The sequence below is a fragment of the Acidaminobacterium chupaoyuni genome (assembly GCF_047936785.1).
In the GTDB taxonomy this organism is placed as follows: Bacteria; Bacillota; Clostridia; order Oscillospirales; family Butyricicoccaceae; genus Acidaminobacterium; species Acidaminobacterium chupaoyuni.
On the sequence record NZ_CP176394.1, the window covers coordinates 185,180 to 201,837 of the forward strand.

At 53.6% G+C, this 16,658-nt stretch carries 17 protein-coding genes and 1 pseudogene; 15 read left to right on the forward strand and 3 right to left on the reverse strand.

Features of this window, described 5'->3' with window-relative positions; all coding sequences use genetic code 11:
- The first annotated feature begins 7 nt into the window (after positions 1-7).
- The 15 genes and pseudogenes from cpaB (at position 8) to ACJA3I_RS00975 (ending at position 13,203) form a co-directional block, all read left to right on the forward strand.
- A complete protein-coding gene (gene cpaB / locus ACJA3I_RS00905) occupies positions 8-826 on the forward strand; it encodes a Flp pilus assembly protein CpaB (RefSeq protein ID WP_458862894.1) in 819 nt (272 codons plus the stop codon).
- Complete coding sequence (locus ACJA3I_RS00910; protein WP_458862895.1) at positions 816-1,628, forward strand: nucleotide-binding protein; 813 nt, start codon at positions 816-818, stop codon at positions 1,626-1,628. Before cpaB ends, ACJA3I_RS00910 begins: the two co-directional genes overlap by 11 nt.
- The gene (locus ACJA3I_RS00915; protein WP_458862896.1) at positions 1,622-3,175 is read left to right on the forward strand and encodes an ATPase, T2SS/T4P/T4SS family; all 1,554 of its coding nucleotides are present in this window, start codon (positions 1,622-1,624) and stop codon (positions 3,173-3,175) included. Before ACJA3I_RS00910 ends, ACJA3I_RS00915 begins: the two co-directional genes overlap by 7 nt.
- Positions 3,172-4,101, forward strand: a complete 930-nt coding sequence (locus tag ACJA3I_RS00920; protein WP_458862897.1) for a type II secretion system F family protein — start codon at positions 3,172-3,174, stop codon at positions 4,099-4,101. Before ACJA3I_RS00915 ends, ACJA3I_RS00920 begins: the two co-directional genes overlap by 4 nt.
- 5 nt (positions 4,102-4,106) lie before the next feature.
- Positions 4,107-4,979, forward strand: coding sequence for a secretion protein F (locus tag ACJA3I_RS00925; protein ID WP_458862898.1), 873 nt, complete (start codon positions 4,107-4,109; stop codon positions 4,977-4,979).
- A 16-nt stretch (positions 4,980-4,995) separates the two neighbouring features.
- The gene (locus tag ACJA3I_RS00930) at positions 4,996-5,367 is read left to right on the forward strand and encodes a DUF3848 domain-containing protein (protein ID WP_458862899.1); all 372 of its coding nucleotides are present in this window, start codon (positions 4,996-4,998) and stop codon (positions 5,365-5,367) included.
- Positions 5,361-5,759, forward strand: coding sequence for a DUF4320 family protein (locus ACJA3I_RS00935; protein ID WP_458862900.1), 399 nt, complete (start codon positions 5,361-5,363; stop codon positions 5,757-5,759). Before ACJA3I_RS00930 ends, ACJA3I_RS00935 begins: the two co-directional genes overlap by 7 nt.
- Positions 5,756-6,292: a hypothetical protein gene (locus ACJA3I_RS00940; RefSeq protein ID WP_458862901.1), complete on the forward strand. Its 537-nt coding sequence runs from the start codon at positions 5,756-5,758 to the stop codon at positions 6,290-6,292. Before ACJA3I_RS00935 ends, ACJA3I_RS00940 begins: the two co-directional genes overlap by 4 nt.
- Before the next feature lie 96 nt (positions 6,293-6,388).
- Entirely contained in the window at positions 6,389-6,955 is a 567-nt protein-coding gene (locus ACJA3I_RS00945; protein WP_458862902.1) for a DUF6550 family protein, read from the forward strand.
- A 62-nt stretch (positions 6,956-7,017) separates the two neighbouring features.
- Entirely contained in the window at positions 7,018-8,778 is a 1,761-nt protein-coding gene (locus ACJA3I_RS00950) for a hypothetical protein (RefSeq protein WP_458862903.1), read from the forward strand.
- A gap of 118 nt (positions 8,779-8,896) precedes the next feature.
- On the forward strand, positions 8,897-9,238 hold the full coding sequence (locus ACJA3I_RS00955; protein ID WP_458862904.1) for a DUF3852 domain-containing protein: 342 nt from the start codon (positions 8,897-8,899) through the stop codon (positions 9,236-9,238).
- A gap of 11 nt (positions 9,239-9,249) precedes the next feature.
- Positions 9,250-10,086: a hypothetical protein gene (locus tag ACJA3I_RS00960; protein ID WP_458862905.1), complete on the forward strand. Its 837-nt coding sequence runs from the start codon at positions 9,250-9,252 to the stop codon at positions 10,084-10,086.
- Between the two features lie 42 nt (positions 10,087-10,128).
- The gene (locus ACJA3I_RS00965; protein WP_458862906.1) at positions 10,129-11,031 is read left to right on the forward strand and encodes a conjugal transfer protein TrbL family protein; all 903 of its coding nucleotides are present in this window, start codon (positions 10,129-10,131) and stop codon (positions 11,029-11,031) included.
- A 14-nt stretch (positions 11,032-11,045) separates the two neighbouring features.
- Complete coding sequence (locus ACJA3I_RS00970; RefSeq protein WP_458862907.1) at positions 11,046-11,414, forward strand: DUF7768 domain-containing protein; 369 nt, start codon at positions 11,046-11,048, stop codon at positions 11,412-11,414.
- A gap of 3 nt (positions 11,415-11,417) precedes the next feature.
- Positions 11,418-13,203, forward strand: a pseudogene (locus ACJA3I_RS00975) (DNA cytosine methyltransferase).
- Between the two features lie 162 nt (positions 13,204-13,365).
- Here ACJA3I_RS00975 and ACJA3I_RS00980 read toward each other — a convergent pair.
- Genes ACJA3I_RS00980 through ACJA3I_RS00990 form a run of 3 tightly spaced genes read right to left on the reverse strand, consistent with a single transcriptional unit; the run spans position 13,366 to position 16,618 of the window.
- The gene (locus tag ACJA3I_RS00980) at positions 13,366-14,403 is read right to left on the reverse strand and encodes a tyrosine-type recombinase/integrase (RefSeq protein WP_458862908.1); all 1,038 of its coding nucleotides are present in this window, start codon (positions 14,401-14,403) and stop codon (positions 13,366-13,368) included.
- Positions 14,397-15,374, reverse strand: coding sequence for a tyrosine-type recombinase/integrase (locus ACJA3I_RS00985; RefSeq protein WP_458862909.1), 978 nt, complete (start codon positions 15,372-15,374; stop codon positions 14,397-14,399). Before ACJA3I_RS00985 ends, ACJA3I_RS00980 begins: the two co-directional genes overlap by 7 nt.
- Positions 15,371-16,618, reverse strand: a complete 1,248-nt coding sequence (locus ACJA3I_RS00990; protein WP_458862910.1) for a tyrosine-type recombinase/integrase — start codon at positions 16,616-16,618, stop codon at positions 15,371-15,373. Before ACJA3I_RS00990 ends, ACJA3I_RS00985 begins: the two co-directional genes overlap by 4 nt.
- Between the last annotated feature and the right edge of the window lie 40 nt (positions 16,619-16,658).

Genomic DNA, 16,658 nt, shown 5'->3' on the forward strand with positions numbered 1-16,658 from the left:
TACCAACATGAGTATTTTCAAGAACCGCACGGTCATCGGCGTCATCTGCATCATTGTGGCGCTGGTGATTTGCTTTGGCATTACGCCGCTTTTCAACCAGGGCATCAGCCAGAAAACCGAGATCGTCCGCGTCGCCAAGGAGATCAAGGCCGGCGAGGAGATCACCAAGGACATGGTGCAGACCGTGGAGGTGGGAGGCTACAATCTGCCCGTCAACATCATCAGGGAAAAGGACACCGTGGTCGGCAAGTACGCAACAGCGGATCTGGCGGTCGGGGACTATATCCTCTCCACCAAGCTCTCTGAAACGCCCGCCGCCGAGAACGCCTACCTTTACAGCCTCGACGGGTCGAAGCAGGCCATGTCGGTCACCATCAAATCCTTTGCCAATGGTCTCTCCGGCAAGCTCCGGTCCGGCGATATTGTCTCCGTGGTCGTGGCGGATTTCCAGCAGACCGGCGAAACGGTCATCCCGCCCGAGCTTCAGTATGTGGAGATCATCACTGTCACCGCCTCCTCCGGCTACGATGCCAACACAGGAGAGGCCGTGGAGGATGAAAAGGAGCTGCCCTCAACGGTGACCTTCCTCGTCTCGCCCGAACAGGCCAAGGTGCTGGCCGCGCTGGAGCTGGACGCGAAGCTCCACCTCACCCTCGTCTACCGCGGCGCGCCGGAGAACGCCGCCGCCTTTATCGAGGCGCAGGACGCGCTCATCGAAGAACTGTACGCCGAGCCGGAACCGGAAACGGACGATAAAGCCGAAAGTGAGGCCGCCGATCCCGCTCCCTCCCCGGAAAGCGAGGTGACGGCAGACGATGAACTTTAAGAAAATGAGCATCTTTCACCGCGGCGGCGCGGAAGATGACTACGAACAGGAGGCGCAGAGCAGCGGCGGCGTCCTCGCCGTGTGGGGCTCGCCGGGAAGCGGAAAGACGGTCACCGCCGTAAAGCTCGCCAAGGCCCTCGCGTATAAGAAGCGCAATGTGGCGCTCGTCCTCTGCGACATGACCGCGCCCATGCTGCCCTGCATCTGTCCCGGCTCGGAGCTGGAGTGTGAGCGTTCCCTCGGCACGATCCTCGCCGCCGCGAGGATAGGCGAAAGCCTCATCAAGCACAACTGCGTCACCCACAAGCGGCTCGGCTATCTGACGATCCTCGGGATGCAGAAGGGGGAAAACGAGTACACCTACCCGCCCTATACGGAGAAGCAGGCGACGGAGCTGCTGGACGGACTGCGGGAGATTGTGCCCTATGTGGTCATCGACTGCGGCTCGTATATCGCCAACGACATCCTCTCCGCCGTGGCGCTGATGGAGGCCGACAGCGTTCTCCGTCTTGCCAACTGCGACCTTAAATCTGTCAGCTACCTCTCCAGCCAGCTCCCCCTGTTGGGGGACGCCAAATGGGATGCGGATAAGCAGTACAAGGTGGCGGCAAACATCAAACCCCAGCAGGCCGCCGAGCATATCGGCAAAGTGCTGGGCAGCGTGGCGTTCAAGCTGCCGTATTCGGCAGAGCTGGAGGAACAGTATCTCGCCGGAAACCTCCTCGCTGACCTGACCATGAAGGACAGCCGCCCGTTCCGAAAGGAACTCGAGAAAATCATCCGGGAGGTGTTCGGATGTTAGGAAAGAAACGAAGCGCCTCCATATTTGCCCCGGCAGCAGAATCGGAAACGCCCATGGTTCAGGCGGTGGAGGAAAGACGCCCTTCCGCACAGCCTCCCGTAATGGAAACCGTTCCCGAATCCAAGCCCAAGGTACTCCCCGAGTACGACGATGATCCCCGGAGGACGCTTGCGTCGGAAAGCGGCGCTTCCGCCCGTACCCATAACCTGTTCTTTACGCCGGAAGTCGGAGGGCGGGACTTTGCCTCCGTGCTTCGGGATGTGCAGGAGTACATCTCCAGCGAGTATTCCGGCCTCATCATCGAGGTCGGCGACGAGGCGAGGGATCAGCTCAAACGCTATATCGCCAAGTTCGTCCAGGATAAGCGCATCGCCGTGGCGGGTATGGATACGGATGAGCTTATCGCAGCCCTTTACTCCGAGATGGCCGAGTACGGTTTTTTGACCAAGTACATCTACGGCGAGGGCATTGAGGAAATCAACATCAATAGCTGGCGGGATGTGGAGGTGCAGTATTCGGACGGGCGCAGTGAGAAGCTCTCTGAGCATTTCGACTCGCCGGAACACGCCATCAATGTCATTCGCCGTATGCTGCACGCCTCCGGCATGGTGCTGGATAACGCCAGCCCCACCGTCACCGGCCACCTGACCCGCAACACTCGAATCGCCGCCGTGAAAACGCCGGTCGTGGACGCGGATGTTGGCGTGGCGGCGTCCATAAGAATCGTCAACCGCCAGACGCTCACAAGGGAGGATTTCACAGAGGGCGGCACAGCGACCCCGGAAATGCTGGATTTCCTCGCCGCCTGCCTGCGCTATGGCATATCCATCTGTGTGGCCGGCGCCACCTCCTCCGGCAAGACCACTGTGGCGGGCTGGCTCCTGACCACCATTCCCGACAACAAGCGTATCTTCACCATCGAAAACAGCTCCAGAGAGCTGCAGTTGGTGCGGGAGAAGGACGGGAAGGTGGTCAACTCCGTGGTGCATACTCTGACCCGCGACAGCGAGAACGAGCGCCAGCGGGTAGACCAGATCGCCCTTGTGGACATCTGCCTGCGCTTTAACCCGGATATTTTGGTGGTCGGCGAAATGCGAGGCGCGGAGGCAAACGCCGCGCAGGAGGCGGCCAGAATCGGCTTCGCCGTTTTGACCACCATCCACTCCAACTCCTGCGAAGCGACCTACCGGCGCATGGTTTCCCTGTGCAAGCGCGCCGTGGATATGTCGGACGAAACGCTTATGGGCTATGTCACCGAGGCGTACCCGCTGGTGGTCTTCTGTAAGCAGCTCGAAAACAAACAGCGCCGCATGATGGAGATCGCGGAATGTGAGATCCTGCCGGACGGGGCGCGGCGCTACAACACGCTTTTCAGATACCGCATCACGGATAACCGTCTGGAGGACGGTAAATTCATCATAGACGGGCATCACGAAAAGGTCTGTGAGCCGTCCAAAAGCCTGCAAAAGCGGCTCATTGAGAACGGTATGCCCGCAACGCAGCTTGAAGCCCTGCTTCAGCCCAAGGAAACGGAGGTGAGCGCATGACGACGCTCCAGCTTATCGCCTGCATCGGCATGATCGCCGGTGCTTTTTTCATTCTCAGGCTTTCCCCCATGGAGCTGACCGACGCTGTGTTCAAGCGCCTGACCTCCGCTCCGAGAAGCATTCGCAGCGACATCAACAAGGCCACACGGCGCAAAAAGCTGTCCTTCCTCCGCAGGGAGATCGCCGAGGCGCAGGGCATCCTCAAGGCCACCGGCAAGGCGCAGAAGTTCCCGACGATCTGCGCCGCGTCCCTTCTGTTCTTCGCCATCGGCGCGTCCGCCGCCATCATGATGGGCAATGTGTTCCTTGTGCCCGTACTGGCCGTGGGGCTGGCGTTCGTCCCGTTTTGGTATGTGAAGCTCACGGCCGGCCATTACAAAAAGGATGTGTCCGCTGAGCTGGAAACGGCACTCTCCATTATCACGACCGCTTACCTCAGAAACGAGGACATCCAGACAGCAGTGCAGGAGAATATCTCCTATCTGAACCCGCCCGTGCGCGGCGTGTTCCAGAGCTTTCTTACACGCATCACGCATATAGACCCCGATGTGGACGCGGCGCTCTCCGAGCTGAAAGCCTCCATAGACAACGAGGTCTGGCGGGAGTGGTGCGACGCCATCGCAGCCTGTCAGTATGACCGCAGCCTCAAAACAACGCTCACGCCCATCGTCAGTAAGCTGTCGGATATGCGGGTAGTCAACGGCGAGCTGGAAAACCTCGTGTTCGGGCCCCGCAAGGAGTTTATAACCATGGCAGCGCTGGTGGTGCTGAACATCCCGCTTTTATACTTCATCAATAAGGACTGGTACGGGACGCTGATGCATACCCTCCCCGGACAGGCGGTGCTGGCGGTCTGCGCCGCCGCCATTTTTGTCTCATTCGCATTTGTGGTGAAGCTGACCCAGCCCATTGAATACAGGAGGTGACGGACATGACATTTTTGCTCTTTCTTTTTGGCGTGGCCGTTGCCTCCGGGCTGTTCTTCATCACAGCGGATATCCTCAAGCTGCCCCGGCTCTCTACGGAAAAGGCTCTTCTCTCGGCGGGCAGACGGGATAAGAAGTCGATGAAATCCATCGACGCGCTCCTGCTTGGCTGGTCGATCAAGCTCTCAAAGTATATCCGCATGGACGAGTACAAGCGGCACCGTTTGGAGCGGATGCTCTCCGCGGCGGGCATGGACATGACCCCGGAGGTCTACACGGCCTACACGTTGGTCAAACCCGGCGTGATCCTGCTCTGCGCGCTCCCGTGCCTCGCCATCCTGCCGCTCCTGGCCCCGGTGATGGTCATCCTCGCCATTCTGGTCTACTTCAAGGAGAGCCGGAAAGCGGAAGAAAAGGTGGGCGCCCGGCGTGAGCTCATCGAAGCCGAGTTGCCCCGGTTCGTCTCCACCATAGAACAGGAGCTGGCGGCCAGCCGGGATGTGCTGAGTATCCTCGAAAACTACAAGCGCCATGCCGGACCCGACTTCGCCGCAGAGCTGGAGGTGCTGTCGGCGGATATGCGCTCGTCCTCCTACGAGGCGGCGCTGGTTCGTTTCGAGGGGCGTATCGCGTCGCCCATGCTCTCGGACATCGTCCGCGGGCTTATCGGGGTGCTGCGGGGCGACGACGGACGGATGTATTTCCAGATGCTCAGCCATGACCTCAAGCAGTTGGAGCTGCAGAGGCTCAAGGCAAAGGCGGCGAAGATACCCCCAAAGATCCGGGTATTCTCGTTTGTCATGCTGGCCTGCTTCATGCTGACCTATATCGTGGTCATCGTGTATGAGATCATCAGGTCGCTTGGCGGGCTGTTCTGATAGGAGGTGAGGAAAATTGACAGATCGAGAAATCTATGAGGCTCTTTTCGCAAAGGTCGAAAAAAATATGCAGGATTATCAGAATAAGCTGTTTCAGATGAGTCCGGGGCTTATTGTTGGGAAAGCGGATGAAATTGTTGCGACAAACATCTGCTACAATGAGCTGGTCACAGGCGACTTCGATACCGAGCACATGGAGTACCTGCTCCGCTTTGAGAATCCCTTGGAGGTCGTGCGGGATAAATGGGCAGAGGAACAAGACGTCGACCACTCCGATGAATTTGAACACGCGCTGTCCAGTCTGCGAGATATGCATGGCATCGAACAGGAATACGCCCTCGACCCGGAATATGCGCCTCCCGATCAAGGAGGGCAAACACTATGCTGAAGAAGCTGAAAGCCGGAAAACCCGGCGAGGGATATATCGATGTGGTGGTGCTGATCCTCTGTGCTATGTTTGTCATCGCCCTTGCCGTCCGGGTGCTGCCGGTGTTCATCGCCAAGCAGAACCTCGATACCTACGCCGCTGAGCTGGTGCGGGAGGCTGAGATAACCGGGCGCGTGGGCAGCGAAACCAACACCCGCGCTGCCGTTCTCTCCGAGCGCCTCGGCATTGAGCCGGACATCACATGGTCGAGGACTGGCCGCATCCAGCTCAACGAGGAAGTGACTGTGACGCTCTCGCTGGATGTGGACATAGGTCTGTTCGGCGGGCTGGGTAGCTTCCCCATAGAGCTGACAGCGCAGGCAACGGGCAAGAGCGAGGTGTATTGGAAATGAAAAAACTGTCCTTTCTCCTCAAAGGAGGGCGCGGCGATGGATTCCCTCTGACCATCGCCGTGACTCTCGCGCTCCTGTTCATCTTCTGCGGGATCTCCGAATACTTCCGTGTGAGCATTATCGCGCAGGGCGTCCGCGACGCCGTACAGCAGGCGGTGATCTCCACCGTCAACGACAACTATGACGATGTGTACCACTCCGTGCGTGAAGGCTACGCGGCGGGCTGGTTTCCCACCGATGACGCATGGGAGGAAAGCGTAGACGCCGGCGATGTCTATACGCACCTCGCCCTCACCATGGGGCTGACTTCGATAGGCGACGGATACGCCAAATACGCGGGGGACGAGCTGGAGTTCACCGTATCCGAGCTTCGAGTGACGCTTTCCAACAACGGACTCGCCTCCGGCCAAAGTGAGGGATATCTCGCCGACGCGACCATCGTGCTGGAGATTCCCACCCGCTTTGCGGGAACCGTACTGCCACCCATCCGCATGACCCTCAAGGTGCAGGCGAAATATATGCCTTTGTTCTGAAAAAACTTGCAAAATCAGTAGACTTCCGCACTCTTATGTGATAGGGTGCAAATTAGAAGGATATCATGAAATCACGCACAAAGGAGGCAAAACTCTATGACAGATAAGACAAAAAAGACTCTGCTACTCGTGGTCGGCGCACTCGTCTGCGTGGCGCTCATCGTGAGCATCACGACCCGCTTTGGCGGGCAGCCGCAGACAAAAGACCCCGTCCTCAATAACGATACTCCGCAGACCTCCGACCCGGTGGTGGACATCGATATGCCGGATGATGGCAAGAATCCTGCCGTAAATGTACAGATCAATGCCGGAGGCAAGGATGATGACACGAACCCGAGCGAGGGCGCGGACAGCACTGGCACTGAACAGACCATACAAGGTGACCCCGTGAAGCCGCAGCCTCCCGAACCGCCCGTTCCCATTGATGATGACCATAGCGCTGATGCTGTTCCGGAATCTGAGCGCAATACGGAAACGCCGCCCACCTATACGCCGGATCAGACCACGGTCACACCACCGGCAGACCCAGCTCCTGGCAGCACCAACGGAAATGGGCAGATGTATGTGCCGGGCTTCGGGTATGTTGATGTCGGAGGTGGCAACGAGGGCGGCACTCTGGACGATATGTACGAAAGCGGAGAAAAGGTAGGGATCATGGACTGACCTACACAAGATGACCGAGCGCAGCCAAACGGCTGCGCTCTTACTTTTTCAGGAGGTGTTGAATGAAACGCATTCTTTCACTTTTTCTGTGCCTCGTCCTGCTGTTCGGCATATCTATGCAAGCCTACGCCACCGGCGACCCAAACATCGACGGCGGTGGCGGCGGCATGGGCGACGGCACAAGCTCAAACTATTGGAACCCCGGCATGGATGGAGTGCGCGTGACTATTGTGGAAGCTGATTCACACTCCATTGCAAGCACCTCAGTTGATTTAACGAACAAAACTCCATCAGCCAATATCATCGACTTCGGCAAGGTCTGCAAGCTGAGCTACAACGGCGGGAGAAGTTTGTCACCGAAAGTGAATAGCTACAGCTACCGAAACCCGGCGCAAAGCCTTCCGCGCATTATTTCCTCTGGCAACGCAGGTGCAAGCATCGAAGCCATTCGAAGTTATTTCACCGACGCACAGGTGCTACGGAGTCTCTGTGGTTATATCGGCTTTGACTACGAATCGCTCATTGGTGGCGAATATAAGCTCATGGTGGAGCCACTGGCGTATTTTTGCTATAGCGGTCTTCAATACGCCATGACCGCAACCGAGGCGGCATTGTATGACCAACAGGAAAATGGTCGATTGCGGAGCTGGATGGGTTCACTTACCCATAAAAACCTGCCGCTGGCTATCTTCCTGCAAACACCGGATCTCGGCTATCCCGCTTGGAACGGCAGCAAAACTAAGATTGTCAGCAATGCGAATATCATCTCGTCGCTTGGCATCGGCATTGTCCGTTTTACTGAGCAGCCGGACCTACCCGAGATCACCGAGTTTGACTACGAATACCGTGTGGACACCGATGTCATCACCTCGGTAGAGGTCAGTGGCGGTCAGGCAGATCCCGACAACCCCGTCCGTGTTCAGTTCACAATCAAGGGCGCGACCTACACCGTCAGCAATGTTTTTTATCCGGATGGTGACAGTCAGCTTGCGTGGGTGCGTTGGCACACACCGTCTGAGCCATGTGTGGTTGACATTCAGGTTAGCGTGTCCGGACCCGGTACGGCGCAGGGCATAGTAAGATGTAACATTACGGATCTCAGTGGAAACGACCCACCAAACCCTGTGGCAGATGACCGGAATGACAGTTACACGCGCCCGTCCTCCACGCCCCTAAAAGAGGAAGTGATCTCGGCAAACTGGGGCATCTGGTCTCCCTGGTGGCAGGAATATTGGGTATGGATCGAAAATTGGGAGAAGTGCTGGCACACGGATCGTTGGACGGATGCTGACGGGAAAACCCATCGTGACCGCTGGTATCATTGGGTAGACAATGGCTGGTGGGAGGATCATGGCTGGTGGGAATTCGACTATGAGAGTTTCTCTGCCAGCCTCACCGCCGATATGAGCATTGTTCCAGACGATATGAGTCCCACCGCCACAGGCAGCACACTCAAGAGCGGCTACGGTGTCCAGGAGAGCGTCACCGCTCGTGTTCGAACAGACCAGAGCGCTGCGGTCACCGCCGCACAGAACGCCGGGACCTATTTCCCTGAGTTCCAATACCTTGATTATTGGCGCTTGCTTGACAGGACGATCACAGGCAAAAGCTCCTCCTTTGAGTTCAATAACAACCGCTACAGTACCTATAACCGTCGTACTCATTTTACGCCTATCTGGTTCCCGGATGGAGCCTATACTCCATACACATGGGTATTAGACTGCTGGACACCGGCGGGTATGCTGTCCCTTAATCTGACCGATACGGTAACGATCCGTGGAAACCTGTGGGAAGAATGGCATATCGCACCCGCTAATCCTTAATATCGCACAAAACAAGAAATAGAACCGGCCGTTGGGACTCCTCACCCACGGCCATGAAGCCGCCTTGCGAGGGGGGAATCCCTTCGGTCTCCTCTTCAAGAGAAAGGTGGCTAAAGTTATGAAAAACCGTAAAAGACTCTTTGTCGCGTTCGTTCTCACTCTGATTATGGTCTGTATGTTGGGTACAACTGCAATGGCAGCCGGTACCGGCGATGTTGCGGGTGCAATCGAAGGAACTTGGAATGATGCATCTGCGCAGATCAAAACGGTAGTAAACAATGTAGTATTCCCGGCAATCGACCTGATTCTGGCGGTGTTCTTTTTCGCCAAACTCGGAATGGCCTATTTCGACTACAGGAAGCACGGCCAGTTTGAATGGAGCGGCCCTGCTATCCTGTTTGCCTGTCTTGTGTTCACGCTGACGGCTCCGCTGTATGTGTGGACAATTCTCGGAATGTGAGGCGATAAAAAATGAGTAGGCTTACACTTACAACTCGTAACGGAGAGGTGCAGGAGCTTTCCCTGCCTCTTGGTGCGGAAGAATTTCTGAAAAGGCCCATGCCGTATTATATGGTCTATGGTCGGGCTTCTGCTACTTTTGAAACGCCAGATACGGAGTTAAATGAGGCGCTTGCCAGCTGTTTGCCCGAAACGATGGAGGGTGGCGTCAAAGAACTGAGCCTGCTGGCATATATCCTTGGCAAAACCGATGATGAAGGTCTGACACGGATCAAGGAATCTCTGCCAGAGCGAGCTGGCAGTGTTGCGGACATTCTGAAAGGAGTTTATTCCCCCTACGATTTGCACCGCTTGGCAGACCGGCATACAAGAACAATCCAGCAGGACATTGAGAAGCAACGCATGACCGGAGGCGAATTGTTCAAGCGGGTCATGGCGCGTGCCACGGAGAACGGCGATCTTGTCCATTTTGATGCTATTGGGGATTACTCTCTTGCTGATGATATGGAGAACGGCAAGCTGTGCAGCTATGAGTTTGACCTCCTGCCGGCAGTCAACTTCGGCGGGTCAGAGGGCATTTACATCGACTGCTCCCTTCGGGGCAAGTTCGATGAGAGCGGCCGCAAAGCTCTCCATATCGGCACGCTCAAGACGCTCGACACGGGACTGGAAGCCTGCAAGACCATGGGCGAGCTGTGTGGAGTCCTGCTCTACCATGAAAATCAATACGTCAACGAGAATCTGTGTTTCTTCGACAGCACCGAGGCAATCGAGCGTATGCTCTCCAAGCCGCTTCGGATGGAGCAGGCCCCCACCATGGAGATGACGATGGGCGGCCAGCAGATGTAATACAAGAATACCCTCTTCATGAAAGCGAGGTGAGATTAGCAATTGTTTATATGGGATTTCCTGCTTGGGGACGTGATGGATCAGGTCATAGACTGGTTCTATGGTCAGGTCGTCGGCTTCCTCGGGGATTTCTTTGCTCAGATGGGCAATATGGGCGTGGAATTGTTCGGTATGTCGTGGGTACAGTCCATCGTCCTCTTTTTCAGCTATCTGGCATGGGCGCTTTACGGCGTGGGGCTGGTGGTGTCGGCCTTTGAAACGGGCATCGAATACCAAAACGGCAGAGGCAGCGTCAAAGATGCTCTCATCAACGCCCTCAAAGGCTTTCTGGCGGTCAGCTTGTTCACCACCGTACCCGTGGAGCTGTTTAAGCTCTCCGTCAGCCTGCAGGCCAGCCTCACCAGCGGCATCACAGGCTACGGCTCGGGCATCGACACGCTGGCAATGGGCATCATCGACAGTCTTAACACCGCGGGGTCGCTGGACAGCGTGACGAGTTCCGGCATCTTCGGCGGGCTGGGCGCCATCACAAGCCCCATCATGGTGCTGTTTATTATCATTATGATGGGATACAGTGTGATCAAGGTCTTTTTTGCCAACCTCAAGCGTGGCGGCATCCTGCTCATTCAGATAGCGGTCGGGTCGCTGTATATGTTTAGCGTACCGAGAGGCTACATGGACGGGTTCACGCAATGGATCAAGCAAATCATCGGCCTGTGCCTCACGACCTTTTTGCAGGCGACAATACTCGTGGCGGGTCTGATGGTCATACCCGAACACTGCCTGCTGGGGCTTGGCCTCATGCTGGCGGCGGGTGAAGTGCCGCGCATTGCCGGTGCGTTTGGTTTGGACACCAGCACCAGAGCAAATATTATGAGTGCTGTCTACACAGCACAGGCGGCGGTGAACACCACAAGAACCATCGTACAGTCGGTACCAAAATAGAGAAAGGTGGCAGTATGAAACTGATTTATGTTGCATCCCCTTACGCTGGGAACATCGATAGAAACATTGTTTTTGCAAAGGATGCGTGTCGTTTCGTGATGAACGAAGGGCACGCTTTTTTTGCGCCACATCTGCTTTACCCCCATGTGTTGGATGACAGCGATCCATCGGACAGAACCTTTGCCATTACCATGGGAAAGAACTTCCTCGCAAAATGCGATGAGCTGTGGGTATTCGGGGAAACCATTTATGCCGGGATGATGGACGAGATCAATGAAGCGAAACGATGCCATAAGCCGATCAGATATGTTTCAAAACAGGAAATGGAAGTAATAGAGGGGCCGCTTGCGAAAGGGCATTCTCTCTGCGCCATGAGGATCTGAGCCATGCTGACAATGGGAAGTCTTTTCGATGGAATCGGAGGCTTCCCAATCTCAGCGATCCGCAATGGAATAACACCCATATGGGCCAGCGAGATTGAAGCCTTCCCCATCGAGGTTACACAAATGCGATTCCCCGATATGGTTCATGTTGGGGATATTACAAAATTGGACGGTGCAACGCTGCCACCGGTGGACATTATCTGCGGTGGCAGTCCTTGTCAGGATCTGTCAGTGGCTGGAGCAAGAGCCGGTCTTGCCGGCGCCCGCTCTGGCCTTTTTATGGAGCAATGCCGTATCGTAAAGGAGATGAGAGATGCAGACGGAAGAAATGGTCGAGCAGCTTTATTTGTTCGACCCAGATTTATGGTCTGGGAAAATGTGCCGGGAGCCTTCTCCAGCGGAGAGTCGAAGGGCGAGGACTTCCGGATCGTCTTGGAGGAAATCGTCCGAATTAAAGCACCCAGCATACATGTCCCTCGACCTGACTCCGGGCGCTGGGAATCTGCTGGGAGAATCTTATTGGGAGATGTGTTCTCCCTGGCGTGGCGATGCCTCGATGCTCAATACTGGGGTGTCGCCCAACGAAGAAAAAGAATCTTTCTTGTCGCAGATTTTGCAGGACTCAGTGCCCCAAAGATATTATTTGAGCAAGACCGCCTGCTTGGGAATCCTGCGTCGGGCGAGGGAGCGCGGGAAAGAGCTTCCATCTCAGCTCAAGGCAGCTCTTGAAATACAGGCTGGCGTCACACCGCCTGACCGCCATGTGGGAGTAGGTGCTTACCACATGAATCAGCGTGATGAAGGCATCGACCTCGGCGATGTGTCCGGCGCACTCATGGCAACCAGCAACATGCAGATGCAGACTTTCGTCACAGGCAAACCGACTGGCTTTGACGGCTACAATGGCGATTTGACAGGAGATGTATCTTCCACGCTTGGCGTCAATTGCGGGATGTCCACAGGACGCAACGGCGTAATTACGCCGACCGCTTTTGCCGCCAACCAGCGTGACGAGGTGCGTAACCTCCATGATAAAGCTGGTGCCTTGGGCACACAACCGGGGATGAAACAACAGACTTTTATCGCAGAGGGATGCCTAACCCCATGGGATACGCAGCAGGAGCGGATCTTTCCTCCAGAGGGTAAAGCCCCTACGCTGGCCGGAGCGGATGGTGGCGACGGGAGAAATCCCGCAGGACTTTTGTTTGCGGCAGGAGTTGTCACAAAGGGGAATGGCGATGCGTTCCTGTCAGCTGAGCGGCACACCACACTCAGTATAGGCGGTGGTCAGGCTGGGCAGGGATATCCCTGCGTGATGACTGCTGGCTTCAATGCAGGCGCGGGCTCCTCTGCTGGAACAATCGGATATGCGTCGGAACTGGCTCCGACGCTCAAAGGAGCGGCAAGCGGAAATATGATGTCCACAGTTCTCTGCCTAAATGATCAGGGTGGAGCGCAGATGCACTGTACTGAGGATAAGACTGGAACTCTGCGAGCGCAGGAACACGGACATCAGCCCCTCGTTTTTGAGAATCACGGTATTGACTCGCGCTATACCGGCCCGCATGATGTGGCTCCCACTATGTCCGCACGATATGGCACTGGGGAAAATAATGTGCCGCTTGTTTCGCAGGAACCTGCGGCAATTTGCATTGCTGGCAATACTATCGACCGACAACCGCAAAACGGCGGGAATGGCCTTGGTTGTCAGGAGGACATTGCCTACACGCTGACCGCAACAGATCATTTATCTGGATGTCCGGATAAATGGTCTAATCCCGAGGGTTGACTTATCCCGATGTTGTCAGGTAAGGGCGGAGCTACTTGTTGAGAATCAAGTATGTGTTTTTCCGTTGTCATTATAAAACCTCCAGATAATAATATTAAAAGTGGTCGGGTAGGCTAATGCCGACTCGGCCACTTTTGGACTGAATCATATTGTTTCAACAGACTATGCAAGACCATACAAACGCTTGATCATCTGCTCGTCATTTTCCCAAATCGGCTCGATTGTAGCATTGGCTTCACATTTATCCGTAATTTTTTGTATGGCTTGCCTTTTCATTTCAGTATCGGCCCAGGCGTAGATCCGAGTAGTGTTTACATCGGCATGTCCGAGAAACTCAGAAAGTAAAACCAAAGGCATGCCGCCCCGATACAAGTGCATCGCTCTGGAATGGCGTAGCTGGTGTGGGTGAACTCTATCCGGAATCTCTGAGCACATTTTTTTACCGGTCTCTCCGTATTTACGCATAAACAGAGAAACGGCATCCGAAGACATTTTGTTTCTGTGGCCATGAGAAATTGTGTAGAACAGAAAATCCTCATCTTTCCTTGATATTGCAGGATGAGCTGTATTAAGGTAATTCTTCAGGTGCCCAGCAACTTTGGTCGAAATGGGTAGTTTTCGCATTTTAGTCCCTTTACCTGTAAGATAAACAGACGGGGTATTTTGCTGCAATTCCAAATCGCCAATCCGCAAATCCAACAGTTCCTGACACCGTGCGGCAACGTCATACATTAAAATCATAAAACAAAAATCCCGAAAACCTGTTGTATTCTTAGTGTTAGGTTGCAGAAATAATGCTTCGAGAGCAGGCAAACTCATGAATTCCACTACCTTACCGTGGGCTTTTTTAACGGGTACGTTTGCTAACTCGACCTGGAAATAGACCTTTGCCGGATCGACAATGCTTGAATATTTCGCAAAAGAGCGGATCGCCATCAAGCGCAGATTTACAGTTTGAGGTGAGCATTCCCGCGAAACTGTGAGCCAATCCAAAAAGCCGCAGACATTTGTATAAGTCAGATCATCGAAACCTATCTGAGCATACCCAAGGCCAAGTTCTTCCTTAAAATATTGAAGCAGGAGACTCAATGATTCCCGATAGGATTTTTGCGTATTTTTGCTGTAGTTTTTTTGTTTGAGTAAATATATCTCAAGAAAATTTTTAATTGTTTTGAAAAAGCGTTCGTCTTTCATCAGCATCGCTCAACCTCCGGAATCATTTCTACGTAATCTTCAAGGTGAAGATCTGACATTTGTGGGAAAAATTCAGGCACCAGATGAATGTAATAGGCGGTGTCAGATAGATTTTTGTGTCCCATATACTCGCTGAGATAAGCAAGACAGGCATTGACATCCTGTCCTTCCTTCATCCATTGATACAAACGATGTGTGGCAAATGTATGGCGGAGATCATAAAGTCTGGGTTCGTTCCCTGCGCAATGGCGATATAGTCCGGCCTCAATCAAAAATTTCCTGAAGGTGGGAATGATCCACTCTTGGGAATACATCCCCTCTCCGCGACTGCTTGGACTGGGGAAGAAGAATCTTCTTCCCGGATAGATCAACCCAACTTTTTTAGAATACCGGCGGCACAATTCCAGTATTGAGCCCGAAAGCATGACGATGCGGTCTTTATGACCTTTGGATTCCAGTATTTTTACACAGCCAGTATTAAGATCAACATCTTCCGGACGTAGGCGACGAGCTTCAATTGGCCTTAATCCGCAGCAGTAAATCATTCTGAACATCACGGAAACAACTAAGTGCTTTGCTGGCGTTCGGGTTGATGGTTGGCATTGGTCAATCACACTAAAAATGGTAGATAGTTCCTCTTTGGTGTAGATGTGCGGGATGTGACGTTCGGTCTTGCGCGTCAGCTCCATCGGAAGGACATAGGCCGCAATGCCTATACCGTTCATATATCTGGCAAGCTCACGAATAACGGAAACTCGGTTGAGTCGAAACAGATTCCGTTCACAGTCCCGGCATTCGGCCCATTTTAGAACCAACTGCTGCGTTATCTGTGTCTCGTTAGGGAATTGTTCTTGGCAAAACCGTTCAAACATATACAAAATACGTTCGCTTTCCAGATAATCGAAACCGAAGGCACGCTTTTGTGCGATTAAACCACATATATATCGAGCGAACGCTCCGGTAAAGTCATATCTCATAGAAGTGCCTCCTGCGTAACTTCAATTCCGTCAAGGTCTAATGCGCAGACAAGTAGCCGCTTTTTACTGATGCGGACATATGGTTTCATTGAGTCAATTTGAGTATGACCTAATATTTCTTTTACGGTATCAATCGGTACTCCGCCATCAATCATTTGCGTGGCCACATATCTTCTAAAGCTATGAAAGCCCTTATGACATCCCGAAGCGTAGTTCATCTCAGCCTTGCGCATATGGAATCTCAGTCGATCACCAACCGCATTGGAGGTCATTGCACCGTATGGAAATCGCGCTCTGACAAACAGAAATTCCGATTGTGCTTTTGGACGTTCATTGAGAATATAGTCCGCTATAGCGTTTCCAACTGCGGGTTCCAAAGGCAGTACCAATTCCACTCCGGTTTTATGCTGACAAAATCTGATTTCATGGCTGTTCCAATTAATGTTCACTAATTTTAAGTTTACGATATCGATCGCACGCAGGCCAACACTTTGCGCTATAGCAAAAACAGCAGTGTCTCGCTTGGACAAGCTGGAATACTTCATTGCGGATTCTGTAATCGCCACAACCTCTTGCGTTGAAAATACCGGCATCAGCTTTTTCCTCTGCGACGGCCGCGCCATTAATGCAGGTCTAAAATCAATGCAGTCTGTACACCCCAGCATATATTCACACAGATTCTTAAGCGCGCTTAATACACGTTCCATACTGCCTTTATGCTGCGGCGCAACAAACAGCAGAAATCCACTGACCAATTTAAGCGTTATCGTTTTGGGTAAGGAATGCCCGTTCATTTCGAGATATCTGAAAAATTTACGCGCTATCCCGACAAAACTTTGGATTCCTTTAGGAGTACGCACCTTCCGTTCTTCTTCCCAAAATTTAAATCCCAGTATGATGTATTCATAATAGGCAGATAGCTGAATAGCGGGACAAGGCTTTATTCTATGCCACACGATGCAACGGTTTAAAGAATATTCCTCCATCAATGCTGCCATCTTACGAACGTGCATGCTTATGTGATTCCCAACAAGACCTTCTTGAAATTGCTTCTGGATACCAAGAACCACCTCGTTTGTAAACACAGGATCATATAACTCTTTCCCGGCTTTTCGGTACGCCTTAATGAGAGGCCACATGCCCTCATAGTAATAGTTGCGAAGGCTGTATTTTCCCAGCCCCATCTCGCGTAACGCATCGAGCAGTCCGTCGCAAAGACATTTTAGTTCAATTTCTTTTTGCATAACAAAGCACCTCCATAATGTTGTGGGTCGGCCGATAACC